This window comes from Streptomyces sp. NPDC057428 (assembly GCF_042803195.1).
Taxonomy (GTDB): Bacteria; Actinomycetota; Actinomycetes; order Streptomycetales; family Streptomycetaceae; genus Streptomyces.
Window position 1 is genome coordinate 69,025 of record NZ_JBHVCT010000009.1, and the last position, 25,648, is coordinate 94,672.

Annotated in this window: 23 protein-coding genes; 15 read left to right on the top strand and 8 right to left on the bottom strand. The window is 71.3% G+C overall.

What is annotated here, in order from left to right; translation table 11 throughout:
* Positions 1 to 88 precede the first annotated feature (88 nt).
* Both ACFU5K_RS05980 and ACFU5K_RS05985 read left to right on the top strand, forming a co-directional pair.
* Positions 89 to 1,465 carry an alkaline phosphatase PhoX gene (locus ACFU5K_RS05980; protein ID WP_384057425.1) on the top strand — a complete coding sequence of 459 codons (1,377 nt, stop codon included), beginning with the start codon at positions 89 to 91 and terminating at the stop codon, positions 1,463 to 1,465.
* A 144-nt stretch (positions 1,466 to 1,609) separates the two neighbouring features.
* Entirely contained in the window at positions 1,610 to 2,542 is a 933-nt protein-coding gene (locus ACFU5K_RS05985) for a polysaccharide deacetylase family protein (protein ID WP_384057508.1), read from the top strand.
* A gap of 34 nt (positions 2,543 to 2,576) precedes the next feature.
* Here ACFU5K_RS05985 and ACFU5K_RS05990 read toward each other — a convergent pair whose 3' ends face one another.
* The 3 genes from ACFU5K_RS05990 to ACFU5K_RS06000 all read right to left on the bottom strand — a co-directional run bounded on the left by ACFU5K_RS05990 (position 2,577) and on the right by ACFU5K_RS06000 (position 4,527).
* Positions 2,577 to 2,756, bottom strand: a complete 180-nt coding sequence (locus tag ACFU5K_RS05990) for a hypothetical protein (protein WP_384057428.1) — start codon at positions 2,754 to 2,756, stop codon at positions 2,577 to 2,579.
* Positions 2,757 to 2,905: 149 nt separating this feature from the next.
* Positions 2,906 to 4,162, bottom strand: a complete 1,257-nt coding sequence (locus ACFU5K_RS05995) for an RNA polymerase sigma factor (RefSeq protein ID WP_384057430.1) — start codon at positions 4,160 to 4,162, stop codon at positions 2,906 to 2,908.
* Complete coding sequence (locus ACFU5K_RS06000; RefSeq protein WP_384057432.1) at positions 4,159 to 4,527, bottom strand: YciI family protein; 369 nt, start codon at positions 4,525 to 4,527, stop codon at positions 4,159 to 4,161. Before ACFU5K_RS06000 ends, ACFU5K_RS05995 begins: the two co-directional genes overlap by 4 nt.
* 204 nt (positions 4,528 to 4,731) lie before the next feature.
* Here ACFU5K_RS06000 and ACFU5K_RS06005 point away from each other — a divergent pair, with 204 nt between their 5' ends.
* A complete protein-coding gene (locus ACFU5K_RS06005; RefSeq protein WP_384057435.1) occupies positions 4,732 to 5,376 on the top strand; it encodes a dihydrofolate reductase family protein in 645 nt (214 codons plus the stop codon).
* A gap of 120 nt (positions 5,377 to 5,496) precedes the next feature.
* Here ACFU5K_RS06005 and ACFU5K_RS06010 read toward each other — a convergent pair whose 3' ends face one another.
* Positions 5,497 to 6,174: an AIM24 family protein gene (locus tag ACFU5K_RS06010; RefSeq protein ID WP_384057438.1), complete on the bottom strand. Its 678-nt coding sequence runs from the start codon at positions 6,172 to 6,174 to the stop codon at positions 5,497 to 5,499.
* A gap of 73 nt (positions 6,175 to 6,247) precedes the next feature.
* Here ACFU5K_RS06010 and ACFU5K_RS06015 point away from each other — a divergent pair, with 73 nt between their 5' ends.
* Positions 6,248 to 7,018, top strand: a complete 771-nt coding sequence (locus ACFU5K_RS06015) for an aminoacyl-tRNA hydrolase (RefSeq protein ID WP_384057441.1) — start codon at positions 6,248 to 6,250, stop codon at positions 7,016 to 7,018.
* A gap of 175 nt (positions 7,019 to 7,193) precedes the next feature.
* Positions 7,194 to 7,946, top strand: coding sequence for a DUF4142 domain-containing protein (locus ACFU5K_RS06020; RefSeq protein WP_384057509.1), 753 nt, complete (start codon positions 7,194 to 7,196; stop codon positions 7,944 to 7,946).
* Between the two features lie 187 nt (positions 7,947 to 8,133).
* On the opposite strand, the gene ACFU5K_RS06025 is transcribed toward ACFU5K_RS06020, so the two are convergent.
* Positions 8,134 to 9,327: an RNA-guided endonuclease InsQ/TnpB family protein gene (locus ACFU5K_RS06025; RefSeq protein WP_384057443.1), complete on the bottom strand. Its 1,194-nt coding sequence runs from the start codon at positions 9,325 to 9,327 to the stop codon at positions 8,134 to 8,136.
* A 152-nt stretch (positions 9,328 to 9,479) separates the two neighbouring features.
* Here ACFU5K_RS06025 and ACFU5K_RS06030 point away from each other — a divergent pair, with 152 nt between their 5' ends.
* The 3 genes from ACFU5K_RS06030 (at position 9,480) to ACFU5K_RS06040 (ending at position 12,759) form a co-directional block, all read left to right on the top strand.
* A complete protein-coding gene (locus ACFU5K_RS06030) occupies positions 9,480 to 10,772 on the top strand; it encodes a DUF692 domain-containing protein (protein ID WP_384057446.1) in 1,293 nt (430 codons plus the stop codon).
* Between the two features lie 5 nt (positions 10,773 to 10,777).
* The gene (locus tag ACFU5K_RS06035) at positions 10,778 to 11,803 is read left to right on the top strand and encodes a TIGR04222 domain-containing membrane protein (RefSeq protein WP_384057449.1); all 1,026 of its coding nucleotides are present in this window, start codon (positions 10,778 to 10,780) and stop codon (positions 11,801 to 11,803) included.
* A 185-nt stretch (positions 11,804 to 11,988) separates the two neighbouring features.
* Positions 11,989 to 12,759 (top strand): TIGR04222 domain-containing membrane protein, encoded by a 771-nt coding sequence (locus tag ACFU5K_RS06040; protein ID WP_384057451.1) that lies wholly within the window; start codon positions 11,989 to 11,991, stop codon positions 12,757 to 12,759.
* 306 nt (positions 12,760 to 13,065) lie between these two features.
* On the opposite strand, the gene hemQ is transcribed toward ACFU5K_RS06040, so the two are convergent.
* Together hemQ and hemG are read right to left on the bottom strand one after the other, a co-directional pair.
* A complete protein-coding gene (gene hemQ, locus ACFU5K_RS06045) occupies positions 13,066 to 13,779 on the bottom strand; it encodes a hydrogen peroxide-dependent heme synthase (RefSeq protein WP_384057454.1) in 714 nt (237 codons plus the stop codon).
* A 4-nt stretch (positions 13,780 to 13,783) separates the two neighbouring features.
* Positions 13,784 to 15,259 carry a protoporphyrinogen oxidase gene (gene hemG / locus ACFU5K_RS06050; RefSeq protein WP_384057457.1) on the bottom strand — a complete coding sequence of 492 codons (1,476 nt, stop codon included), beginning with the start codon at positions 15,257 to 15,259 and terminating at the stop codon, positions 13,784 to 13,786.
* A gap of 127 nt (positions 15,260 to 15,386) precedes the next feature.
* On the opposite strand from hemG, the gene ACFU5K_RS06055 reads away from it, so the two are divergent.
* Together ACFU5K_RS06055 and ACFU5K_RS06060 are read left to right on the top strand one after the other, a co-directional pair.
* Positions 15,387 to 16,361, top strand: coding sequence for a DUF4349 domain-containing protein (locus ACFU5K_RS06055; protein ID WP_384057459.1), 975 nt, complete (start codon positions 15,387 to 15,389; stop codon positions 16,359 to 16,361).
* A gap of 55 nt (positions 16,362 to 16,416) precedes the next feature.
* Positions 16,417 to 17,811, top strand: a complete 1,395-nt coding sequence (locus tag ACFU5K_RS06060; RefSeq protein WP_384057461.1) for an FAD-dependent oxidoreductase — start codon at positions 16,417 to 16,419, stop codon at positions 17,809 to 17,811.
* Between the two features lie 10 nt (positions 17,812 to 17,821).
* Here ACFU5K_RS06060 and hemE read toward each other — a convergent pair whose 3' ends face one another.
* A complete protein-coding gene (hemE, locus tag ACFU5K_RS06065) occupies positions 17,822 to 18,865 on the bottom strand; it encodes a uroporphyrinogen decarboxylase (protein WP_384057511.1) in 1,044 nt (347 codons plus the stop codon).
* Positions 18,866 to 19,023: 158 nt separating this feature from the next.
* Here hemE and ACFU5K_RS06070 point away from each other — a divergent pair, with 158 nt between their 5' ends.
* The 5 genes from ACFU5K_RS06070 (at position 19,024) to ACFU5K_RS06090 (ending at position 25,585) form a co-directional block, all read left to right on the top strand.
* Entirely contained in the window at positions 19,024 to 19,683 is a 660-nt protein-coding gene (locus ACFU5K_RS06070) for a DUF3000 domain-containing protein (RefSeq protein ID WP_384057464.1), read from the top strand.
* A 219-nt stretch (positions 19,684 to 19,902) separates the two neighbouring features.
* Positions 19,903 to 20,565: a response regulator transcription factor gene (locus tag ACFU5K_RS06075; RefSeq protein WP_033300087.1), complete on the top strand. Its 663-nt coding sequence runs from the start codon at positions 19,903 to 19,905 to the stop codon at positions 20,563 to 20,565.
* Positions 20,566 to 20,680: 115 nt separating this feature from the next.
* Positions 20,681 to 21,958: an HRDC domain-containing protein gene (locus tag ACFU5K_RS06080; protein WP_384057468.1), complete on the top strand. Its 1,278-nt coding sequence runs from the start codon at positions 20,681 to 20,683 to the stop codon at positions 21,956 to 21,958.
* A 271-nt stretch (positions 21,959 to 22,229) separates the two neighbouring features.
* Positions 22,230 to 23,459: a thiolase family protein gene (locus ACFU5K_RS06085; RefSeq protein WP_384057470.1), complete on the top strand. Its 1,230-nt coding sequence runs from the start codon at positions 22,230 to 22,232 to the stop codon at positions 23,457 to 23,459.
* On the top strand, positions 23,456 to 25,585 hold the full coding sequence (locus ACFU5K_RS06090; RefSeq protein WP_384057473.1) for a 3-hydroxyacyl-CoA dehydrogenase NAD-binding domain-containing protein: 2,130 nt from the start codon (positions 23,456 to 23,458) through the stop codon (positions 25,583 to 25,585). Before ACFU5K_RS06085 ends, ACFU5K_RS06090 begins: the two co-directional genes overlap by 4 nt.
* Positions 25,586 to 25,648: the final 63 nt, after the last annotated feature.

Sequence of the window (25,648 nt, forward strand, 5' to 3'; positions counted from 1 at the left end):
CACCGTGGCCCGCATGGTTCCCGCGCGCCTCGGCGCGTGGTACACACATGCGGGTCACTTCACCTGTCCGCCAACAGGGAGTTGCCTCATGTCATCCACACCACGACGACTCGCGACACGACGACAGGTCCTGGCCGGCAGCGCCGCGACCGCGGCCTCCGTAGCCTTCACCGGGGCCTTCACCGAACTCTTCGCCGGCACCGCGGAAGCCCGGGGCCACAGCGGCTACGGCCCCCTCGTGCCGGACCCGCACGGGCTGCTGGATCTGCCGAAAGGTTTCCGCTATCGCGTCCTCTCCAGGGAGGGCGAGCCACTCCGCTCCGGCGAGGGCCTGGTCCCCAGCAACCACGACGGCATGTCGGCCTTCGCCGGCCGCCACGGCCGGGTCCATCTCGTGCGCAACCACGAGAACCGGGTCACCGGCAAGATCGGCGTTCCCACGGTCGAGGGCCTGACCTACGACCCGATGGGCAAGGGCGGCTGTACGTCCATCGAGCTCGACGCGAACGGTGACGTTCGCGGCGAGCGCGTCGCCATCGCCGGTACGGCCGTCAACTGCGCCGGCGGCCCTACCCCCTGGAACACCTGGCTGACCTGCGAGGAGACCGAGGACCGGGCAGGCACCAACGGCTACACGAAGGACCACGGCTTCATCTTCGAGGTGGACGGCGCCGATCCGCGCCGCACGGGGGCCGTGCCCCTGACCGCCATGGGCCGTTTCCAGCACGAGGCGATCGCCGTCGATCCGGACAACGGCATCGTGTACGAGACCGAGGACGCGTTCGAGAAGCCGTTCGGGCTCTTCTACCGCTTCCTGCCGAAGAAACCGCTCGGCGGGACCGGCTCACTGCGCGCGGGGGGCACGCTGGAGGCCATGCGGGTGCCCGGGGTGCCCGATCTCTCCGCCGTCCAGGACACCGGTGCGACCTTCGACCGCATCGAGTGGGTCCCCGTACCGGACCCACAGGCCGCCGGCACGCCGATCCGGCTCCAGGACTTCGGCCCCAAGGGGATCACCCACGCCCAGAAGCTGGAGGGCTGCTACTGGGGCGGGTCCTCGGTGTACTTCGTCTCCAGCTTCGCGCACAGTGCGGAGGGATCGGCGGGCGATCACTTCGGCCAGGTGTGGCGGTACGAACCGAAGCGGCGCCGGCTCACGCTCGTCATCGTCTTCGGCCCGGACACCGACGTACAGCTGCCGGGCGAGTCCCCCGACAACATCTGCCTGGCGGCAGGGGGCGGGCTGATGGTCTGCGAGGACGGCGGCGGCGCCCAGCACGTGCTCGGGGTGACGCGGCGCGGCGAGGTCTACGCGATGGCTCGCGGGCGGCAGAACATCGGGACGCCCGAGGAGCCGGAGTGGGGTGAGTTCGCCGGGGTCACGTTCTCGCCGGACGGCCGGACGATGTTCGTGAACTGCTACACGCCGGGGACCACGTTCGCCGTGACGGGACCCTGGCGCTGATCATGCCCTGACCCGGATCGCCGGGGGTGGAACCGCACCCTCGGGCGATCCGGTGAGCCGGTGATGCGGTCCAGCCCGGAGCGCCTCGTAATTATCTGATTACCCTTCGAGTAGTTTCCTCGGATGATCAGATCTGTTCGTGCGATGACCGCGTGTGTCGTACTGGGTGCGGCGCTGATCGGTTGCGGAGGCCCTGAGGGCACTCGTGCCGGGACGGCGGCTACACCGGCAGCAGCTCCGTCACCGGCACGGGAATCCGGGAAGGAACCCGGACAGAGATCCGGCGAGGAGTCCGCGACGGCCTCCGCTTCCCCGTCGCGGACTCCGAAGCCGGCCGCGAGGAGCGGGCCTCCCGTGCTCGCCCCGGGACCCGGCGGTCTCACACCGGTCTTCGAGCGCCGGAGGGACGGGCCTTCTCCCCGGGCCGCAGGGGCGGACGGCCCCGACAAGGTCGTGGCCCTCACCTTCGACGCGGACATGACGGCCGATCAGGGACCGCGTGCGGCAGCGGGTGAGCACTTCGACAATCCGGGGCTGATCGCGTCCCTGCGCCGGCTCGCGGTGCCGTCGACGGTCTTCATGACGGGCAGGTGGGCGCAGGAGTACCCGTCCCAGGCCCGCGCGATCGGCACCGACCCGCTGTTCGAGATCGCCAACCACTCCTACAGCCACTACGCCTTCTCCTCCCCCTGCTACGGGCTGCCGACCGTGGCGGAGGAGGACATGCGGCGGGACGTGGAGAAGGCGTTCACCGCCATCCGGAAGACGGGCGCGCGCAACGTCGTGCCCTACTTCCGCTTCCCCGGTGGCTGCTACGACGACGTCTCGCGAAAGGCCCTGGCTCCGACCGGGGTGACCGCCGTGCAGTGGGACGTGGTGAGCGGGGACGCCTTCGCGACGGACGCCGACGCCGTGGCCGAACAGGTTCTGGCGGAGGTGGAGCCGGGGTCGCTGGTGGTCATGCACTGCACCCGCAGCGCGGCGCCCGTCACCGATGTCGCCGTACGGCGGATCGTGCCGGAGCTCCGTAAGCGCGGCTACCGCTTCGTGAAGGTCTCGGAGCTGATGCGCGGCTGAGGACGCCCCGCGTGGACGGTCCCGCCCGCACGGCTCAGCCGGGGCACGCGTAACGCTCCGCCTGCTGCCAGGCGCAAACGGGGCAGAGGGTGCTGCCCTTCGTCGACTCCGGGTACTCGGTCGGTTTCCGGCACAGCACGCACTCGGCGTAGGGCGGGCCCGTGTCCGCGGGTGCGGGGGCCGGCGAGGGGGTCTCGCAGTACTCATCGTCCATGCCTACGAGGGTACTCAGTCGCGCACGGCGGCGATCCGGGACGTCGGGGACGCCACCCCGGCGGCGATGGGCTCCGGTCGGGAGGAGGACCGGGACACGCACCCCTCCGACGGCGGTGGCAGAGCTCGGCCGGGGTGGCGCGGGAAGGGTCAGCCGGAGGCGGAAGGTGGCACCAGTCGGGCGGCGCGGGTTTCCAGGTAGCGGCACTCGGTCGGGCTGGTGGTACCGCGGGCGGCACGGTGGTAGTGATCCCGGGCCGCCGGATGGTCGCCGGCCATCTCCAGCAGGTGTGCGCGGACCGCGTGCAGCCGGTGGTGGTCGGTGATCCGGTCGTCCGCGGCCAGCTCGTCCAGCAGGACCAGGCTGGCCCGCGGTCCGTCGATCATGGCGACCGCCACCGCCCGGTTCAGGCCGGCCATCGGGTTCGGCGAGAGCCTCTCCAGGATCTTGTACAGCGTGTTGATCTGACGCCAGTCCGTCTCGCCGGTGCTGGGCGCCTCGTCGTGCAGCGCGGCGATGGCGGCTTGCAACTGGTAGGGGCCGAGTGTCGAGCGGGTCATCGCGCTGGTGACCAGCGCGACGCCCTCGGCGATGCGACCGCGGTCCCAGCGCGAGCGGTCCTGCTCGTCGAGTGGGATCAGCTCGCCGTGCGGGCCGGTGCGGGCGGCCCGGCGGGCGTCGGTGAGCAGCATCAGGGCCAGCAGGCCGGCCACCGCGCCGTCGTCCGGCAGCAGCCGGTGCAGCAGACGGGTCAGCCGGATCGCCTCGGCGGCCAGGTCGTCGCGCCGCAGCCGGTCTCCGGAACTGGCGGTGTAGCCCTCGTTGAAGATCACGTACAGCACGTGCAGCACGACCCGCAGTCGCTCCGCCCGATCCTGCCCGACCGGCATGATGAACTCGCTGCCGGTGGTCCTGATCCGCTGCTTGGCCCGGCTGATCCGGGCCGCCATGGTCGGTTCCGGCACGAAGTAGGCGCGGGCGATCTCCGCGGTGGTCAGGCCGCCGACCGCGCGCAGCGTCAGCGCGACCTGCGAGGCCGGGCTCAGCGCCGGGTGGCAGCACAGGAACAACAGGGTCAGCGTGTCGTCCCGGTCGGCCGGGGTGTCCTCGCCGGGGCCGGGCCACGTCCGGTCCGGCTCCCGGGCGGCCACCGCGTCCTCGCGCCGGCGCCGGGCCTGTTCGCTGCGCATGTGGTCGACCAGACGGCGGGCGGCGACCGTGGTCAACCAGCCGTGCGGGCTGTCCGGGACGCCCTCGGCCGGCCAGCGTGTCGCCGCGGCGAGCAGCGCCTCCTGCACGGCGTCCTCGCTCAGGTCGAACTGCCCGTACCGGCGCACCAACGCGCCGAGGGCCTGCGGCGCGAGCGCGCGCAGCAGGCCCTCGACGGTGGCGCGGTCGGCGCTCACGCGCTCTGGCCTCCGGAGAAGATCACCTGGCGGACCTCGATGCCCAGGCCGTTGAACCGGGCGTCCGGGATCATCTCGGCCAGCTCCAGAGCGCGTTCCCTGCTCGCGACGTCGATCAGGTAGTAGCCGCCCAGGAACTCCTTGGCCTCCAGGTAGGGACCGTCGGTGACGACCGGCACACCGTCGCGGACGCGGACCACCGAGCTCTGGGACGGGTCGGCCAGCGCAGCGGTGCCGGTCATCTCGCCGGACTCGCGGATGGTCTTCATGAATGTGCCGTGGCCGTCCATGATCTCCTGGCGCTCGGCGTCGGTCAGTTCCTCCATGATGGCCGGGTTCATGTGCATGATCAGCAGGAACTTCATGTCCAACTCCTCACCGTCGCGGCGCCCGGTCGGGCCCCGTCATCGGGTGGTCGTCGCGGGCCGGCCGGCCTTGACATCCCGACGGCGGGTTCAGCAGATCAGTTGATTCTGCCGGTACGGGTCAAGATCCGTCGACCGGCTCCGACCACACGGTGAGATCCAATCCAGGTATCACCATCGTTGTCGCCGTCACAGGAGGAACACATGGCCCAGCTGCTGAGAGTCCAGAACTTCACCGTCTCGAGTGACGGGATCGCTGCCGGTGAGGACCAGACCCTCGAGAGGCCGTTCGGTCACGTCGACCCCGAGAGGCTGTTCTCCTGGGCCGGCGCCACGGCGAGCTGGCCGATGCGCACCGCACCGGGAGGCAGCCGGGGTCTCGACGACTACCTCACGCGGGACTACCCCCGCAACATCGGCGCCGAAATCATGGGCCGCAACAAGTTCGGTCCCCAGCGCGGGCCCTGGCAGAACCACGAGTGGCGCGGCTGGTGGGGTGACGAGCCCCCGTTCCACACCCCGGTGTTCGTCATGACCCACCACGAGCGTCCTTCGTTCACGCTCTCCGACACCACGTTCCACTTCGTCGACGGCGACCCTGCCACGGTCCTGGAACAGGCCCGGGAGGCGGCGCAGGGCAAGGACGTCCGAGTCGGCGGCGGGGCCACCACCATCCGGCAGTTCCTCGACGCCGACCTCGTCGACACCCTGCACGTGGCGGTCTCGCCGGTGCGGCTCGGGTCCGGAGTGCGACTCTGGGAGTCACCGGATGAGCTGCTCGACCGGTTCCACCTGGACGTCGTGCCCAGCCCGAGCGGCATGACGCACCACCTGTTCTGGCGTAAATGACCGGTCCTCAGGGCCGCCCCGGCCTGGTGCTTCACCTCCCGGGCGGCGCTGGGGCGGACCGTCGAGCGGACGAGGACCAGGAGCAGGACGGGGCAGCGCCGGCCCACTCCCTCGCAGGAGTCAGTGGGCCGACGGCTTTTCCGGCTTGAGCTCGCTGGGGCGGACGATCACGAAGCCCTCGCCCTGAAGCATCAGCTGCACCGCCTCGCCGGAGCCGCCGCGCACCATCGAGCCGAAGCTCTGCGAGCGGTGCAGCGAGGTGGACAGCTGAGCGCTCCAGCCCACGACCGCGTCCGTGTCGACGTAGACCGGCTGCTGCGCGGTGACAGGGATCACGATGGGGGTGCCGTCACAGATCAGGCCGAGCTTGCCGTACCCGCTGAAGACGCTGTTGAAGAGTCCGCCGCCGGTCATCCCGGCGCCCTTCACGGTCTTGATCTCGTACGCGAGGGTGGCGTCGAAACAGAGCACGTTGCGGCCGTTGACGGTCAGGACGTCGCCCTGCTCCATGTCCACGATGAAGCAGTTCGCAGCCTCGTGGGCGAACCACGCCTCGCCCTGGCCGGAGACCGCCATCAGCGGCAGGCCCTCACCGGTGACGGCGCGCTTGAGCATGCCGCCTATGCCCTGGCCCTTGCGTTCGAACGTGAGGCTGCCACGGAACGCGATCATCGATCCCTGACGCGCGTGCATCTCACCGTTGACGGCGTACTTGATGGATTTGGCGTTCTGCAGGGTCATGCCCGGGGCCGTCGCCGGCTGTGCCATGTGCTCGCTGGAAAAAAGGTCGCTCTTCATGCCGTGCATCCTCACCCGGAGCCTTGCGTTCCGCCAAGAACGGGTCCTCGCGCGCGCCTGGCAGACTGGGGGCGTGAGCAGCGACAGCATTCCCGGACCCCTTCCCGCGCAGCCCCCGGCAGCCGCCGACAGCCCGTTCCGTACGGAGCCGACGTCTCGCGACGAGGCCCCGCAGTTCGTCCTGCCGCTGGTGGTGCACATCGAGAAGACGGATCCCCCGGGGCGCAACGACGCCCTGGTGACCGCCGCCCGCGCCGTGCTCACGATCCTCTCCGACGTCCGGTCGCTCGCAGAGGGCGAGACCGGGAGCGAGGGTGAGGGCGAGTGGGCACGGGCCATGCGTGACTGGCAGGACGCCCGGATCCGCAAGGTGGTGCGGCGGGCGCGCGGAGCGGAGTGGCGCAAGGCGTCCGCGCTGCCCGGGATCACGGTCACCGGCGAGCACGCCGAGGTGCGGGTCTTCCCGCCGGTACCGCTGGACGGCTGGCCCAAGGAGCTGGCCAAGCTGCAGGTGTCGGGCACCGATCTGGACGACCCCGAGCCCCCGGCCGCGCCCGACCCGGCAGGTCCCGTGCTCTGGATGAACCCCGAGGTCGGCATGTCGGCGGGCAAGGCGATGGCACAGGCCGGGCACGGGGCGCAGCTCGCCTGGTGGGAGCTGTCGGACACGGAGCGAAAGGCCTGGCGCGAGGCGGGCTTCCCGCTCTCGGTCGCGACGCCGGATGCCGTCCGCTGGCGCGAACTCACGGCGAGCGGACTGCCGGTCGTACGCGACGCCGGGTTCACGGAGGTCGCCCCCGGGTCCTGCACGGTCGTCGCCGATCACCCGGCGCTGCGCCGCTGACCTGCGGGCCGGGCCGGTGCAGTGCCGGATCTTTCGCCGCCCTGTTGAACATTCCTGCGCCCGAATACGTATCTCCCCGTACTGCCACAACGGCATTACCGCCAAGTAGGTTGATCGAAGCTTCAGTTGGCGGTTGATTCGACGCTGTCACGTACCGGCCCGGGAGAACATCTTGTTGCGCCGCATCAACGGAACGGCCCTCATCATCGCCGCGCTGGTCGCCACGCTCGGCGCGCTCGCCTTTCCCGTCTGGTCCTACGCCGACCGTTCGGGCACGGGCGAGGCCAATCTGAACGCGTCCAGCGTCGCCACGCAGTGGGGCCCGCTCTCCGCCACCGACCGGGACTTCCTGGTCAAGGTGCGCCTCGCCGGGCTCTGGGAGCTGCCGGCGGGGCAGCAGGCCATCGAGCGCGCACCGAGCGAGGGCGTGAAGCAGGCCGGGGACCACCTGGTGGTGGGCCACACGGACCTGGACCGGCGGGCCCGCGACGTGGCCTCCAAGCTCGGCGTCGAGCTCCCGAACCAGCCCTCGGAGCAGCAGCGGGGCTGGCTCGACGAGCTCACGGCGGCGAGCGGCCAGGAGTACGAGCAGAAGTTCGCCAACCTCCTGCGAGCCGCGCACGGCAAGGTGTTCGCCCTGATAGCCCAGGTCAGGCACACGACACGCAACTCGCTGATCCGGCAGCTGGCCTCCGACGCCAACCAGACGGTGCTCGACCACATCACCATGCTGGAGCGCACCGGGTTCGTCGACTTCGACGGCCTGGCGCGTGATGCTGCCGCGGCCGCGACGTCCAGCCCGTCGGGGCCGCCCGTGTCCTCGGGCGGCGGCGTCCCGCAGGTCCCGGTTCCGGTGACCCCGAGCGGCGACCAGTCCTTCACCTCGCGCCCGGTGCCCCCCACCATGGCTCCCCTGCCGCAGCCGTAGTCCGGCCCCGGGCCGGCCGCATCGGGACCCTGTGACGGCGTGAAGGGGGCGGACACATCCGGAAACCTCAAATCCACCTCTGAACCGTCCCCTTCCCGGATTCGCCGCCGTTCTGCGGGGCTATCACCCCTGCACAGAACGGGGAGGGAACACCTTGACATCCTCCCCTCCCTGAGGGAGGGGATTCCTACGGCTCGCGCCGTGGGGTTTTCTGCTTCGTCGCCGACTGCCCGCCCGGAGAACTCCGTTGAGGTCTTACACCAGCTCCACAGACTGTCACGGCCAGCCCGGCCGCCAGAAGGTTCTTCGCCGCGTTCACGTCCCTGTCATGGACCGTGCCGCAGCCGCACGTCCACGTTCGCACGTGCAGGGGCATCTTCGATGCGATGGTGCCGCAGTTCGAGCACAGCTTCGACGAGGGGAAGAAGCGGTCAACGACCACCACGTCCCGCCCGTACCACCCGGCCTTGTACTCCAGCATGGTGCGGAACTCGGCCCACGACGCATCACTGATGGCGCGGGCCAGCGAACGGTTTCTGACCATGTTGCGTACGGTCAGGTCCTCGATCACGAGCGTTTGGTTCTCACGCACGAGTCGAGTCGACAGCTTGTGCAGGTGATCCCGACGCCGGTCGGCGATCCGGGCATACACCTTCGCGGCCTTCAGCCGGGCCTTCGCCCCATTGTTGGAGCCCTTCGCCTTCCGGGACAGGTTCCGCTGCGCTTTCGCCAGACGGGCCCGGTCGCGACGCTCATGCCTCGGGTTCGAAACCTTCTCCCCGGTCGACAGGGTCATCAAGGTGGTGAGGCCCACGTCGATACCGACCGCCGCGTCCACGGTGGGCAACGCCTTCACCGAGGGGTCTTCGACGAGCACCGACACGAACCAGCGCCCCGCCGGATCCTGCGACACCGTCACCGTGGACGGCGAAGCACCCTCGGGCAGGGGCCGCGACCACACGATGTCCAGCGGGTCCTTCATCTTCGCGAGAGTGAGACGGCCGTCCTGGAAGCGGAAGCCGCTGGTGGTGTACTCCGCCGACCGGCGGGACTTCTTCCGGGACTTGAAACGCGGATATTCGGCCCGCTTGGCGAAGAAGTTCGCGAAGCCGGCTTGCAGGTGCCGCAGGCACTGCTGCAACGGCACCGACGACACATCGTTCAGGTACGCCAGTTCGTCGGTCTTCTTCCACGCGGTGAGCATCGCCGACGTCTGGTTGTAGTTGACACGCTCCTGACGGGTCCACGCCTGCGTACGTGCGGCGAGCGCCAGGTTGTAGACCTTCCGCACACATCCGAAGGTGCGCGACAGCTCCGCCGCCTGCGCATCCGTCGGATAGAAGCGGTACTTGAACGCCCGCTTCACGTGACTGGTGACCATGGCTCACAAACTAGCAGCAGCTTGCGTAAAGATCGAACCTGCTGGTCGGAGCACGGCCTTTCGCCTGGCGGCGAAACCTCGCCGTTGCCCTGCTCCGCAGGGGTTCGTCTCCTCCCCGGCCTGAAGGCCGGGGTATCCACGAAAGGACTCCGATGAAGCTGGGAACGGGGATCGGCTGGCGGCCGGAGATCGCGGAGGCAATCGAGGCACTGCCGGGGATCGACTGGGTCGAGGCGGTCGCGGAGAACATCTGCACGGACCATCCCCCGGACTCCCTCGTGCGCCTGCGGGAGCGCGGAGTGACGGTCGTCCCGCACGGCGTCTCGCTGGGTCTGGGCGGTGCGGACCGCCCGGACCCCGGCCGTCTCGCCGCTCTGGCCGCGAGGGCCGAGCTGCTGGGCACGCCTCTGGTGACCGAGCACATCGCGTTCGTACGGGCCGGGGGGAGCCTCACCGCGTCGCCGGCGCTGGAGGCGGGCCATCTGCTGCCCGTGGCCCGGACCTGGGACGCGCTGGAGGTGCTGTGCGAGAACGTACGGATCGCGCAGGACTCGCTGCCCGTCCCGCTGGCCCTGGAGAACATCGCCGCGCTGATCTCCTGGCCCGGCGACCAGCTGACCGAGGGACAGTTCCTCGCGGAGCTGGTCGAGCGCACCGGCGTACGGCTGCTGATCGACGTGGCCAATCTGCACACCAACCATGTAAACCGCGGCGAGGACCCAGCGGCCGCCCTCGACGAGTTGCCGGTGGAGGCCATCGCCTACGTCCACGTGGCGGGCGGCGTCGAGAAGGACGGCGTCTGGCACGACACCCACGCCCACCCGGTGACGCGACCGGTCCTGGACGTGCTGGCCGAGCTCCGGTCCCGGGTCGATCCGCCGGGTGTGCTGCTGGAGCGCGATGACGACTTCCCGCCGGACGCCGGACTGGCGGCTGAACTGACCGCGATCCGGGAGACGCTCACCGCGGCTGCCGCAGGCCCCCGTCGGGTGCGGCGGCGACCGGCCCCGGTGGCGGGGCCGGCTTCCCGCGCGGCTGGTGCCCGCGGCCGGACCGCCCTGGGGCAGACCGCGCTGCTCTCGTCACTGGTGGCCGGCACCCCGGCGCCCGACGGCTTCGACCACCTGCGCCTCGGGGTGCAGAGCCGGGCCCTGGCCGCGAAGCGGGCCGACGTCGTCGCCAAGGTGGCCCCTGAGCTGCCCGAGATCCTCGGCGACGGCTACCGGCGGGAGTTCCTCGCGTACGCCCGGAACCGGCCGATGTCCGCCGGTTACCGCCGCGACGCCCTCGGCTTCGCCGAGCAGCTGCTGGTGGCGGGCCACCCGGCCGACGAGGCCGCCCGGCGGAGGCTGACGCGATGGTGGGAAGAGCGCGCCGCCCCACGCCGACCGCGCCGCGGGACCCGCCTGGTCCGCGCCGCCCGTACCGCTCTTCTGGGGAGGTGACCGTCTTGAACACACTCGCTCTGCTGCTGACCCTCGCCGTCGCCGTCGCCTCGGTGCTCCTGGTCGTCGCGACGCGCCGCGTCGGCAGGCGCGGCACCGACAACGCCGTGTACGTCCACGACCTCTCCGAGGTGGCGTTCCTCAGCGGCGGCCCGGCCAGGGTGGTGGACATGGCGCTCACCCGCATGCACGCGAACGGGCGGCTGGCCATCGGTGGTCCGGGCATCGTCACGCTCCGGCGGTACGAGGCCCGTGACGCGGTGGAGCGCGCCGTGCTCCAGGAACTGGCCGCCGCGCCCAGCGGCGCCCTGCACTCCCTGCGCGAGGCCGTGATGCGGCACCCGGCGGTGCAGGAGATCGGCGACGGTCTGGCCGCGCGGGACCTGCTGGTCGCACCGGGCGAGAGCCGGACCCGCCGCGGCTGGGCACTCGCTCTGGGGATCGGTTGCATCGTGGCCATCCCGGTCAGCATCGCCCTGACCGTCGCTCAGTACGCGGTGCACGACGGGTACGCGGACACTCCCTTCCCCTTCGTCGTGAAGGTGCTGCCCGCCCTGCTGACCGGGGCCGTGGTCGGTCTGGCCACTGCGGCGGCGGCCAAGGCGCGGCTCACCAAGGCGGGGCGCAGGGCCGCCGACAGCTACCGGACGGCCAACGCCCATGTGACGGATCCGGCCCATCTGGTGGCCACGAGGGGCCTGAGCGCACTCCCCGACCCGGAGCTGCAGGGGCAGTTGGTGGCCGCCGCCAGGCAACGGCCGTCGGGGCGTTCCTCGTCGGTGTCCTCGGCCTCCGCGTCGCCCGCCGCTGCGACGGTGTTCGTGCCCGTGGTGTGGTGCGCGAGTGCGGGTCCCGGCGGCGGCTGCGGGGGCTCCACCGGCGGGGGCGGCGATTCCGGAACGGGCTCCACGTGCAGCTCGGGGTCGAGCTGCGGCAGCAGCGGGTCCAGTTGCGGTGGTGGGTCGAGCTGCAGCAGCGGGTCGAGCTGCGGCGGTGGTGGCGGGTCCAGTTGCGGTGGTGGCGGCTCCTGACGGCACGGACGCGGGACGTGCGCCCGGACGAGGGCTCGGGCAGCGGCGCGGTGCCGCTGCCCGAGTGCCGGCCCACGAATCCGCCTGGATCAGGATTCAGCCACCGATAACCAGCTGTGACCAAGTTCGCCCGAATCGTGAACAGCCTATGGCGCTTCTCTGGAGATTTCGCATACAACTCAGTCATGCTCTGGGTCGTACTTCTTCTGATCGCATGGGGCGCCGCCGGCGTCTCCTGCATCCGGCTGTGTCTCGTCACCGCGAGCGCGGCCCAGCGGCCGTCTCACGCCACGCGAAAGCCCACATCCCCCGAACTCAGCCCGTACGAGACGGCGTTCCTGGCCGGCGGACCTCACCGGGTCGCAGATCTGGCCCTGGTCTCCATGCACCTGCGGCGCCGGCTGCTGCTCGCCCACACCGGCTGGGCGACGGTCGTCGATCCGGAGGGACGGGACGACCTCGAGCGCACCGTGATCCGTGCGATCGGGCCGGACGGGCAGTCCCGCATAGCGCCGGTCAGGGCGGCCGCGGCTGCCGCGGACGCCGTACGCACCCTCGCCGACCGTCTCGTCGCGGCGGGCCTCGCCGTGCCGCACGGCACCCGGTCGGACCTCGAATCGGCGGTGCGGGCCGTGCGCGGCACCGCGGTGCTCGTGGTGGCCCTGGCCGCCGCTGCCATCCTGATTCCCGGTCAGGAGACCACACACGCGGGACCGGTGGCGGCGTGGTTCGCGCTGCCGCTCGTGCTGACCTTGGGGTGCCTGGCCATCGCACGGCTGGAGAACCACCCGTACAGCCCGTGGGCCTCCCCGACGGGACAACACTGGCTGGACTCACTACCGGCACCGGCGCACGGCGCGGACCGCGACCTGCTCGCGGCGGTGGCCGTACGGGGCGTGGGCGCCGTCGAGGACCCGGAGCTGCGGGCGGCCCTGCTCAGCGGGGCCCGGACCTGACACGGGCAGCACAGACCCGGTAGCAGGCTCCTCGGACGAGAGCCGCACATGACGCAGGGCCGCCCCGAGCGGGGACGGCCCTGCGTCATCTGCACGCATACGGTCCGGGACACACCGGCCGGACACGGCGAGAAGCGGTGGCCTGCGGAGAGGTATGGATGACTCCCCCGCGGATCACGACGGTTCGCCGGCCGTCGGCCGATGTGTACCCGGTACCGGACCCGGTGTCGCTGGAACGACGGGCGGCGTCACACGCGCCGTTGCCCGCCAACTGATCTTCCGGGTCGGGATGGCCGGAAACGCTGGCTATGCGAGCCCGGTCACCAATTCTGCGACGCTCTTCCTGCGCCCCGTGTAGAACGGGACCTCCTCACGGACGTGCAGCCGCGCCTCGGAGGCCCGCAGGTGACGCATGAGGTCGACGATGCGGTACAGCTCGTCGGCCTCGAAGGCGAGCACCCACTCGTAGTCTCCCAGGGAGAAGGAGGCGACGGTGTTGGCGCGCACGTCCGGGTAGCCACGGGCCATCTTGCCGTGGTCCGCGAGCATGCGGCGGCGGTCCTCGTCGGGAAGCAGGTACCAGTCGTAGCTGCGCACGAAGGGGTACACGCTGATGTAGTCGCGCGGGGTCTCGTCCGCCAGGAAGGCGGGCACGTGCGACTTGTTGAACTCGGCTGGGCGGTGCAGCGCCATGTTCGACCAGACCGGCTCGAGGGCGCGGCCGAGCTTCGTGCGCCGGAAGAGGTTGTACGCCTCCTGGAGTTCGTCCGAGGTCTCCGCGTGCCACCAGATCATCAGGTCGGCGTCGGCCCGCAGACCGGACACGTCATAGGTGCCCCGGACCGTGACGTCCTTGGCCGCGAGCTGGTCGAACAGCTCCTGGACCTCGTCGGCGTAACCGGCGCGGTCGACGGGAAGGACGTCCTTCAGCCTGAAGACGGACCACAGGGTGTAGCGGATGACCTCGTTGAGGTCCTTGGCCTTCTTACCCGCGTTCGGAAGCTTCTCTGGCGCACTCATACGGCTATTGTCCCGCCTCGCTCCGCGTGCCCCGAACCCGGGTGGGGGTCCCGGCGCTCTCCCCGGTGAAGTCCGCCGCGATCTCGTCCGCCGCGCGCTGCCCGCTCGCGATGCAGGCCGGGATCCCGACCCCGTCGTACACCGCTCCGCACACCCGCAGTCCGGGCAGTTTCGCGACCTCGTCACGGATCCGGGCGACCCGGGTCAAGTGGCCCACGGGGTACTGGGGCAGTCCGCCGATCCACCGCGTGACCTCGGTGTCGACGGGCCGGGCCGTCAGCCCGGTCGCGGCGGCGAGATCGCTCAGGGACACGTCGACGAGTTCAAAGTCCTCACGGTGCAGGTGCTGCTCCTCGCCGTACCGGCCCACCGACGTACGCAGCACGAAGAGGTCGGGCGCCGAGTCCGCGACCCACCGCCACTTGTGGCTGGAGAACGTGGCGGCCTTGATCGTGCGCCCGTCGACCGGCGGGACGAGGAACCCGGATCGCCCCTGCAGTGCCTCGGTCCCGGCGACGTCGGTGCGCCGGAAGGCCATGGTGACCAGAGCCATCGAGGCGTACTCGACAGCGGCCAGTTCGACGGAGGCGGCCGGGCACTCGGCGGCGAGCAGGGTGGAGGCGGACCAGGCGGGGGCGGCCATCACGACGGCGTCGGCGGCGATCACCCCGCCGTCCGTGCGCACGTCCCACCCGTCCCCGGTCCGGGTCAGCCCCAGCACCGGCGTGTCCATGAGGATCTCCGCACCCCCCGCCCGCACGACGCCCGCGACGGCGTCCGGCAGGGTGCCGATGCCTCCGTCGATGCCCTGGAAGACGGGCCCCGTCTGCTGCCGGGCAACAGCGCGTTCCTGGATGCGCATGACACCGTCGAGGAGCGGCCCGCCCTCCTTCACGGCCTCGAAGAGCTGCGGCACCGCCGCACGCATCGAGATGCGGTAGGCGTCACCCGCGTACACCCCTCCCAGCAGCGGCTCCACGAGCCGGTCCACGACCTCCCGGCCGAGACGATCGGCCACATACGCGCCGACGGCGACGTCGTCGCCCACCGCCGTCGGCGTGAGGTCGCGCTCCTCGGCGATCCTGGCCAGCCCTTCGGGCGAGAGCAGTTCACTGAGCGCCGCCGGATCACCCGGCACGCCCATCACGTGGCCCTTGGGCATCGGGCGCAGCGCACCGCGGGTCCAGACGGACGCGGTGGCGGTGGCGGGGGGCTGGAGGCGGTCACCGAGCCCGGCCGCGACGGCGAGCCCGACCGCCTCGGGACGGCGGGCGAGCATGGACTCCGCGCCCAGGTCGACCCGGGTGCCGGCGATCTCCCCGGTCATCAGCTTGCCGCCGAGCCGACCGGTCGCCTCCAGGACGGTGACCCGGAGGCCGGAGTCCAGCAGCCGGTGAGCGGCGGCGAGTCCGGCGATGCCGCCGCCGATGACGACGGCGTGGCCGGTGCGTGTGGTATCGCGCTGAAGAGAACGCTGCATGGGTCCACTCTCTCAAACGACTTCCGAGTCCCGAACGTGACCGCTTCGAAACCACCGGGAGGAAACCCGCGCAAGGGCCCTCACGTCGAACCGGCAACATCTGCAACCGGCCCTGGGGGGACGCGTCATGCACATCGACCGCCACACGGACAGTCATCCACCCGTCCGTTCCGTCCGTCACGTCCGGCGCCGCCCGCACGCGCTGGCTGCCGCCGGACTCCTCGCCGTCCTTCTGGCCACCGCCGGATGCGCGGCCGGCAGCGGGGCGTCGGACTCCGCGTCCGACAGCAAGGCGGCCGCGCCCCGCGCCGAGGGCGCCGGCGCTGAGGCCGCGGGCAAGCCCGCCGACGGTGCCCGCTCCGCGCCGAAGCCCGGATCCGCGGTGGCGGTGCACGTCATCCGCACGGCCACGCTCTCCATCGAGGTGAAGAGCGTGCCGAAGGCGGTCGCGGCGGCCCGGGTCGCCGCGAAGGGGGCCGGTGGCCTCGTCGCGGAGGAGACCACGGAGCGGATCGACGACAGGTACGACACGTCGCATCTGGTCCTGCGGGTGCCGCAGGACAGGTACGACGAGGTGCTGAGCCGGCTCGCCGGTTCCGGGAAGCTGCGCTCACGTACGTCGAACGCGAAGGACGTCACCGGTCAGGTGGTCGACGTCGACAGCAGGATCGCCACCCAGCGGGCGAGCGTCGCCCGGGTCCGCGACCTGATGGACAAGGCGGAGAAGCTCACGGACGTGGTGGCTCTGGAGGGCGAACTGAGCAGCCGTCAGGCGGACCTGGAGTCGCTCCTCGCCCAGCAGGCGTCGCTGAAGGACCGCACCTCGCTGGCGACCGTCACGCTCGAACTCAACGAGCCTGACGAGGACGCCACGGACCCGGAGGACGAGGACACCGGGTTCCTGGACGCGCTGGCGGGCGGCTGGGACGCGTTCGTGACCATGCTGCGGTGGATCGCGGTGGCGATCGGCGCCACGGCTCCCTTCCTCGCCGCCGCAGTGTTCCTGCTGGTGCTGTGGCGGCTCGTGCGGGGACGGCTGCCACGACGCCGCATGACGTCTCAGGAGCCCTCGGAAGCCCCGCAGGCCCCGTCCGCCCCGTAAGCGCCGTAGCGTGGGCCCCGGACCTGCACACGGCGGCGAAGGGAAGGACCCTGCAATGGCGGCGGAGCGACTGGTGGTCGTGGGGGGCGACGCGGCGGGCATGTCCGCCGCGTCGCAGGCCCGCAGGCTCAAGGGGCCGGACGAGCTGAGCATCGTCGCCTTCGAGCGCGGGGAGTTCACCTCGTACTCCGCCTGCGGCATCCCGTACTGGGTGAGCGGCGACGTCGAGTCGCGCGACAGGCTCATCGCCCGCAGCCCGGAGGAGCACCGGGACCGTGCCATCGACCTGCGCACCCACACCGAGGTGACGGAGATCGACGTCCGGGGGCACAGGGCCCGCGCGCTGGACCTCGCCCGAGGTGAGTCGTACTGGACGGGTTACGACAAGCTCGTGATCGCGACAGGTGCCCGGCCGGTCCGCCCGGACCTGCCGGGCATCGACGCGCCGGGCGTCCACGGGGTGCAGACCCTGGGGGACGGTCAGGCACTCCTGGACTCGCTCGACCGGGTCACGGAGCGCCGTGCCGTCGTCGTCGGGGCCGGTTACATCGGCGTCGAGATGGCCGAGGCGATGCTCAAGCGCGGCTTCGAGGTGACGGTGCTCAACCGCGGCACCCAGCCGATGGCAACCCTCGACCCTGACATGGGGCGGCTCGTCCACGAGGCGATGGACGGCCTGGGCATCACCACGGTCAACGAAGCCTCGGTCACCGGCATCCTGACCGGCGAGGACGGCCGGGTGAACGCGGTCGCGACGAACGGGAAGACCTATCCGGCGGACGTGGTCGTGCTCGGCATCGGCGTGGAGCCGGAGACCACGCTGGCGCGCGCGGCGGGTCTGCCCCTGGGCCCGCACGGCGGCCTTCTGACGGACCTTTCCATGCGAGTGGTGGGCCAGGACGACATCTGGGCGGGAGGTGACTGCGTCGAGGTGCTGGACCTAGTCGCGCACCGCACCCGGCACATCGCGCTCGGCACCCACGCCAACAAGCACGGCCAGATCATCGGGGCCAACGTGGGCGGCGGCTACGGCACGTTCCCCGGCGTGGTCGGTACGGCGGTCAGCAAGGTCTGCGATCTGGAGATCGCCAGGACCGGGCTGCGCGAGAAGGACGCGCGCGCCGTCGGCCTGCGCTACGTCACGGCGACGATCGAGTCGACGGGCCGCGCGGGTTACTACCCGGGAGCGCAGCCGATGACGGTGAAGATGCTCGCGGAGTACCGCACCGGACGGCTGCTGGGCGTGCAGATCGTGGGCCGCGAAGGGTCGGCGAAGCGCGTGGACGTCGCCGCTGTCGCCCTGACCGCGGGGATGACCGTAGAGGGCATGACCGCACTCGACCTCGGCTACGCCCCGCCGTTCTCGCCGGTCTGGGACCCCGTCCTGGTGGCCGCCCGCAAGGCCGTGGCGGCGGTGCGGGCGGCCCTCCGGGACCAGGGGAAGGGCTGAGGGCCGGAGCTCAGTGCGCCGTCCGCTCGTGGACGTACTCCACGAGCCGGGTGAGCGCGTCCGGGTCGGTCGTCGGCATGACGCCGTGACCCAGGTTGAAGATGTGGCCCTCGAGACCGGCGGCGGCGTCGAGCACGTCACGGGTCTTCGCCTCGACCGCCTCGGTCGGCGCGAACAGCACTGCGGGGTCGAGGTTGCCCTGGAGCGCCTTGCCGGGGCCGACCCTGCGGGCGCCCTCGTCCATCGGGACGCGCCAGTCGACGCCCACGACGTCCGCGCCAGCCTCGCCCATCAGGCCGAGCAGCTCACCGGTGCCGACACCGAAGTGGATGCGCGGGACGCCGTACGACGCGACGGCGTCGAAGACCTTCGCGGAGGCCGGCATCACGGAGCTGCGGTAGTCGGCCGGGGCCAGGGCGCCGACCCAGGAGTCGAAGAGCTGGACCGCCGAGGCGCCTGCCTCGATCTGGACCTTGAGGAACGCGCCGGTGATCTCCGCGAGCCGGTCGAGCAGGTCGGCCCAGAGTTCCGGCTCGCCGTACATCATGGCCTTGGTGCGCTCGTGGTTGCGGGACGGGCCGCCCTCCACGAGATAGCTGGCGAGCGTGAACGGCGCACCGGCGAAGCCGATCAGCGGCGTCGCGCCGAGCTCGGCGGTGAGCATGCCGATGGCCTCGGTGACGTACGGGACGTCCTCGGGGGTGAGGTCGCGCAGCCGGGCCAGGTCGGCGCGGGTGCGGATCGGCTCCGCGATCACCGGTCCGACGCCGGGCTTGATGTCGAGGTCGATGCCGATCGCCTTGAGCGGTACGACGATGTCGCTGAAGTAGATCGCGGCGTCGACCTTGTGGCGGCGTACGGGCTGCAGGGTGATCTCGGTGACGAGCTCCGGCATCATGCAGGAGTCGAGCATCGCGATGCCTTCGCGGACCTTCAGGTACTCGGGCAGTGATCGCCCCGCCTGACGCATGAACCAGACCGGAGTATGGGGCACCGGTTCGCGCCGGCACGCCTTGAGGAACGCCGACTCGTGGGGGGCGGGGGTCGTCTGCAGGCCCGAGGACGGGCCCTCCCCTGATCGGACGGAGCTGAGCTCTGGCGGAAGGTCGTTGACACTCACACACGGAATCTTCGCACGGAGCGGCAATGAGCCGGACGCCGCATGGGTGTCCCTCCCTGCACGGGGCTCCGGTTCCGCCTACTCTTCCCCGCATGGCTCCGGCTCAGGGACAATTTTCCGATCATTCCGATGGCACCGGCGGCGAGGGGAGTGCGGAGGGCGAATCAGTCCCGGTCGCGTTCCGGTCCGCGGTCGACGCTCTGCGTTCGGCCCGCCTGCGCCCCGAACTCGAGGTCGAGCCCACGCGGCCGCCGAAGCGACTCGCTCCGTACGCGTACGCCCTGGAGGCCGCGGTCGTGGAGGGCGAGGAGGATCTCGCCGACGGCCGTCTCGTGCTGCTGCACGATCCGGCCGGGCACGACGCGTGGCAGGGCACGTTCCGGTTGGTCACGCTCGTGCGGGCGGAGCTGGAGCCCGAGATGGCCGCCGATCCCCTGCTGCCCGAGGTGTGCTGGACCTGGCTGACGGGCGCGCTGGACGCCCGGGGCCTGTCGTACGGCGAGGCCGGCGGCACGGTGACCCGCGCCGGGTCGCACTACTTCGGCGAGCTCTCCGCACGCCGTCCGGCGACGCAGATCGAGATCCGGGCCTCGTGGACGCCGCGCGAGGCGCGCGGTGGGGTGCCGGACATGGCGGCACACCTCGTCGCGTGGGCCGATCTGCTCTGTCAGCTGGCGGGGCTCCCGCCGTCGGGCACGGCCGACGCGGCGGTGGTGACCCTGCCTCAGCGCCGGGGCCCCCAGGTCTCATAACACTGCGTCACTTCCCCGGAGAGCCGGTCGCACAGAGACCGGCTCTCTTTTCGTACAATCGATCGCTCGTCCTATTTGCCCGAATTGTTACGCATGAAATCGTGATCTTCCCCTAAAGGAGGACGCGCCTGCTGCCGAAGAGGTCAATGACCCTTCAAGCACGGTTCGCCCCGGCTTCATCCCCGAGCCGGCCCGTCCCGCCACTCCCCAGGAGGCCTGGTGTCCGTTCTCCTCGAGCAGCCCGCAAGCCTGGTCGCCTACCGCCCGAACAAGCCGACGGCCATGGTCGTCGTGGCCGACCCGCGCGTCCGTTCCACCGTGACCCGTCATCTGTGGGCCCTCGGAGTTCGTGACGTCATCGAGGCGTCGTCCATCGCGGAGGCCCGCCCCCGCGTCGGCAACCCGCGCGACATCTGCGTTGCCGACGTCCACCTGCCCGACGGTTCCGGGCTGACCCTGCTGTCCGAGACCCGAGCCGCCGGCTGGCCGAACGGCCTCGCCCTCTCCGCCGCCGATGACATCGGCGCGGTACGCAACGCCCTCGCGGGCGGCGTGAAGGGCTACGTCGTCACCGGCACCCGTACCAACATCGGCCATCCCACCCGCCCCGGCGTCGCCCCCATCGGCGCCAACGCCGCCCGAATGCACCGCAGGCCTCCCGGTTCCCCGAGCCACCCGGGCGGCTACCGCGAACTGTCCGGCCGTGAGGTGGAGGTGCTCCGCCTGGTCGCCGAGGGCCAGTCCAACAAGGCCATCGGCGTCTCGATGGGCCTCTCCGCCCTCACGGTCAAGAGCCACCTCGCCCGCATCGCCCGCAAGCTCGGCACCGGAGACCGCGCCGGAATGGTCGCCGTGGCCCTGCGGACGGGCATCATCCACTGACCCCCTCGCCCGCCGGTACCTGCACGGATGCACATCCGGCCGGTTTACGCGCATGGTCGCCCGTCGACGGAACTTCCGTCGACGGGCGACGCGCATACACAGATACCCTTGGCATGTGACCGACGCCCAAGAGACCGCAGCAGACACCTCACTGCGAACCACCGGGGGCGCTCCCCCGGACGACGTCGCCCCGGCGCCGATCCCCTTGCTCGAACCGCGCGAGGGCATTCCGCCGGTGGTGGCGACGGACGACGCCCTGGCGCGGGTCGTCGCGGACTTCGCCGCGGGCACGGGTCCCGTCGCGGTCGACGCCGAGCGCGCCTCCGGCTACCGCTACGGCCAGCGCGCCTACCTCGTGCAGCTCCGCCGTGAGGGTGCCGGGAGTGCGCTGATCGACCCGGTCGGCTGCCCCGACCTGTCCGGTCTCGGCGAGGCCCTCACGGGTACCGAGTGGATCCTGCACGCCGCCACGCAGGACCTGCCCTGCCTGCGCGACATAGGCATGATCCCCACCTCGCTCTTCGACACCGAGCTCGCGGGACGGCTGGCCGGATTCCCACGCGTCGGACTTGGCGCGATAGTGGAGAACGTCCTCGGCTACGCCCTGGAGAAGGGCCACTCGGCGGTGGACTGGTCCACCCGCCCGCTGCCCGAGCCCTGGCTGCGCTACGCCGCTCTCGACGTCGAACTCCTGGTCGACCTGCGCAACGCCCTGGAGGAGGAGCTGGACCGGCAGGGCAAGCTCGGGTGGGCCCTGGAGGAATTCGCGGCCATCGCGTCGGCACCGCCCGCTCCCCCGCGCACGGACCCGTGGCGCCGGACCTCCGGCATGCACAAGGTGCGCCGCCGCCGTCAGATCGCGGTCGTACGGGAGCTGTGGACCGCCCGCGACCAGGTGGCGCAGCGCCGTGACATCTCGCCCGGCAAGGTGCTCGGGGACGCGGCGATCATCGAGGCGGCCCTGGCGCTGCCGGTGAACGTCCAGGCGCTCACCGCCCTGCCCGGCTTCGGGCACCGCATGGGCCGGCGTCAGCTGGAACAGTGGCAGGCGGCCGTCGACCGGGCCAAGGCCCTGCCCGAGATCGAGCTGCCCCAGCCGGGCCAGCACCCGGCCGGCCCGCCCCCGCCCCGTTCGTGGGCGGACAAGGACCCGGCCGCGGCGGCCCGCCTGTCAGCGGCCCGCGCCGCGGTGTCGGAGCTCGCGGAGCGGCTCCACATGCCGCAGGAGAACCTGATCACCCCCGACACGGTGCGCCGGGTCTGCTGGGAGCCGCCGAAGGCCCTGACGCCGGACACGGTCGAGGCCGCGCTGGCCGGACACGGCGCACGCCGCTGGCAGATCGAACAGGTCGGCCCCCTGCTGCTGCGGGCCCTCGCCCCGGACACCGCCTGATCCACGCGGCGCACACGCCCCTCTGGCCGATCCGGCAGGGGGGCGTCCGCGTGTCGCAGCCCCCGGCCGGGTACGACTCATCGGCGAGGATCGAATTCACGCCAGTTACCCGGCCTCGCCGGGCCGCCGGCGCCGCCCCCACACGTGTGACGTTCGCCGCTCCGGCGGTGGGGGGTGGGCAGTCTGGTTACCCGCAAGTAGCATGAGGGGCGTGGCGTGCCGATGCGTGCGCCCGCAGCAGTGCCATCCCGCACCCTGGAGGAGAGCCATCGTGCCTCGTACCATCCGGGACGTCGTCTTCGTCGACGGCGTCCGCACCCCGTTCGGCAAAGCGGGCCCGAAGGGCATCTACCACGAGACCCGCGCCGACGATCTCGTCGTGAAGGCCATCCGGGAGCTGCTGCGCCGCAACCCGGACCTGGACCCCGCGAAGATCGACGAGGTCGCCATCGCGGCGACCACGCAGATCGGTGACCAGGGCCTCACCCTCGGGCGCACCGCCGGCATCCTGGCGGGCCTGCCGCAGTCGGTGCCCGGTTACTCCATCGACCGCATGTGTGCGGGCGCCCTGACCGCCGTCACCTCGACGGCGGGTTCCATCGCCTTCGGCGCGTACGACGTCGTCATCGCGGGCGGCGTGGAGCACATGGGCCGCCACCCCATGGGCGAGAGCGTGGACCCGAACCCTCGCCTCGTGTCGGAGAAGCTGGTCGACGAGTCCGCCCTCTTCATGGGCATGACCGCGGAGAACCTGCACGACCGGTACCCCACGATCACCAAGCAGCGCGCCGACGAGTACGCGGTCCGCTCGCAGGAGAAGGCCGCCAAGGCGTACGCCAACGGCAAGATCCAGCAGGACCTGGTGCCGGTCTCCGTGCGCCGCACCGACCCGGCCGTCGGCGAGACGGGCTGGGGCCTGGTCACCGCCGACGAGCCGATGCGCCCGGGCACCACGATGGAGTCCCTGGCCGGCCTGAAGACCCCGTTCCGCGCCCACGGCCGCGTGACGGCCGGTAACGCCGCGGGGCTCAACGACGGTGCCACCGCCTCGCTGCTCGCCTCCGAGGAGACCGCCCGCGAGCTGGGCCTCCCGGTCAAGATGCGCCTCGTCTCGTACGCCTTCGCGGGTGTCGAGCCCGAGGTCATGGGCTACGGCCCGATCCCGGCGACGGAGAAGGCTCTGGCCAAGGCCGGCCTCTCCATCGAGGACATCGGTCTCTTCGAGATCAACGAGGCCTTCGCCGTGCAGGTGCTGGCCTTCCTGGAGCACTACGGCATCGCCGACGACGACCAGCGCGTCAACCAGTACGGCGGCGCCATCGCCTACGGCCACCCCCTCGCCTCCTCCGGCGTCCGCCTGATGACTCAGCTGGCCCGCCAGTTCGAGGAGCAGCCGGAGGTCCGTTACGGCCTGACGACCATGTGCGTCGGCTTCGGCATGGGCGCGACGGTCGTCTGGGAGAACCCGAACTTCGAGAACGCAGCCGGAGGCAGCAAGTGAGCTCCACCACCGAGCTTCTGAAGGGTGCGGCCGAGCTGTTCCCCGGTGAGGTCGTCACGCAGGCGCACGTACGCCACCTCGACCTTCCCGGCGGCGCGGGCCGTTTCGCCCTCATCACGCTGGACAACGGTTTCGACCACACCAAGCCGACCACCATCGGCCCGCAGTCGCTGGCGAACCTGAACGCCGCCGTCGACCAGGTCGAGACGGAGGCGGCCGAGGGTTCGATCGTCGGCGTAGGTGTCACCGGCAAGCCGTTCATCTTCGCGGTGGGAGCGGACCTCAAGGGCGTCGAGCTCCTCAAGGACCACAAGGACGCGCTGGCCATCGGCAAGGGCGGCCACGACGTCTTCCGCCGCCTCTCCGGCCTCGCGGTCCCGACCTTCGCGTACTACAACGGCGCGGCCATGGGCGGTGGCGTCGAGATCGGGCTCCACTGCTCGTACCGCACGGTCTCCACCGCGATCCCCGCGTTCTCCCTGCCCGAGGTCTTCCTCGGCCTGGTCCCCGGCTGGGGCGGCTGCGCGCTGCTTCCCAACCTGATCGGCGCCGACCGCGCCGTCTCGGTGATCATCGAGAACTCGCTCAACCAGAACCGCCAGCTCAAGGGCAAGCAGGTCTTCGAGCTCGGGATCGCCGACGCGATCTTCGAGGGCGCGGACTTCCTCGAGCAGTCGCTGATCTGGACCGCGGCCGTCCTCAAGGGCGAGATCGCGATCGAGCGACCCGAGCTCGACCGCGGTGACGCCTGGGACCAGGCCGTCGCCCGCGGCAAGGCGATCGCCGACTCCAAGGTGCACGGTGCGGCCCCGGCGGCCTACCGCGCGCTGGAGATCATCGCCGCGGCCAAGAACGGTGACCTGGGCGCCGGCTTCGACGCCGAGGACCAGGCCCTCGCGGACCTGATCATGGGCGGCGAGCTGCGCTCCGGGATCTACTCCTTCAACCTGGTCCAGAAGCGCGCCAAGCGTCCCGCCGGTGCTCCGGACAAGGCCCTGGCCCGTCCGGTCACCAAGGTCGGCGTGGTGGGCGCGGGCCTGATGGCCAGCCAGCTCGCGCTGCTCTTCCTGCGCCGCCTGGAGGTCCCGGTCGTCCTCACGGACATCGACCAGGCGCGCGTCGACAAGGGCGTGGGTTACGTCCACGCCGAGATCGAGAAGCTGCTCGGCAAGGGCCGCATCAACCAGGACAAGGCCAACCGCCTCAAGGCCCTGGTCTCCGGTGTGCTGGACAAGGCGGAGGGCTTCTCCGACGCCGACTTCATCATCGAGGCCGTGTTCGAGGAGATCGGTGTCAAGCAGAAGGTGTTCGCGGAGGTCGAGGCGGTCGCCCCGGCGCACGCGATCCTCGCCACGAACACCTCGTCCCTCTCGGTCACCGAGATGGCGTCGAAGCTGAAGAACCCCGAGCGGGTCGTCGGCTTCCACTTCTTCAACCCGGTCGCGATCCTCCCGCTCCTGGAGATCGTCCGCGGCGAGCAGACGGACGAGGCCTCGCTGGCCACGGCCTTCGGCGTGGCCCGCAAGCTGAAGAAGACCGCGGTGCTGGTGAAGGACGCCCCGGCGTTCGTCGTCAACCGCATCCTCACCCGCTTCATGGGCGAGATCCAGAACATCATCGACGAGGGCACCCCAGTCGGGACGGCGGAGAAGGCCATCGAGCCCCTCGGCCTGCCGATGTCCCCGCTGGTGCTGCTGGAGCTGGTCGGCCCGGCCATCGGCCTGCACGTCTCCGAGACCCTGAACCGCTCGTTCCCGGACCGCTTCACGGTCTCCGAGAACCTCGCGGCGGTCGTGAAGGCGGGCAAGCGCGGCTTCTACGTCTACGACTCCGGCAAGCCCGAGCTGGACCCGGAGGTCGCCGCCCTCCTCAAGCAGGGCGACACCGTCCTGAGCGAGGAGCAGGTCCGCGACCGGGTTCTGGACGCGGTCGCCCAGGAGATCGGCCTGATGCTCGCCGAAGGCGTCGTCGCCGAGCCCCAGGACATCGACCTCTGCCTGATCACCGGCGCGGGCTGGCCCTTCCACCTGGGCGGCATCACGCCGTACCTGGACCGTGAGGGCGTCTCGGAGCGCGTCAACGGCAAGCGGTTCCTGGAGCCGGGCGTGGCGAGCGTGCCGGCGTAACACCCCGACCCGACGAACGACGCGCGGGCCGCACAGGATCTCTTTCTGTGCGGCCCGCGCGCG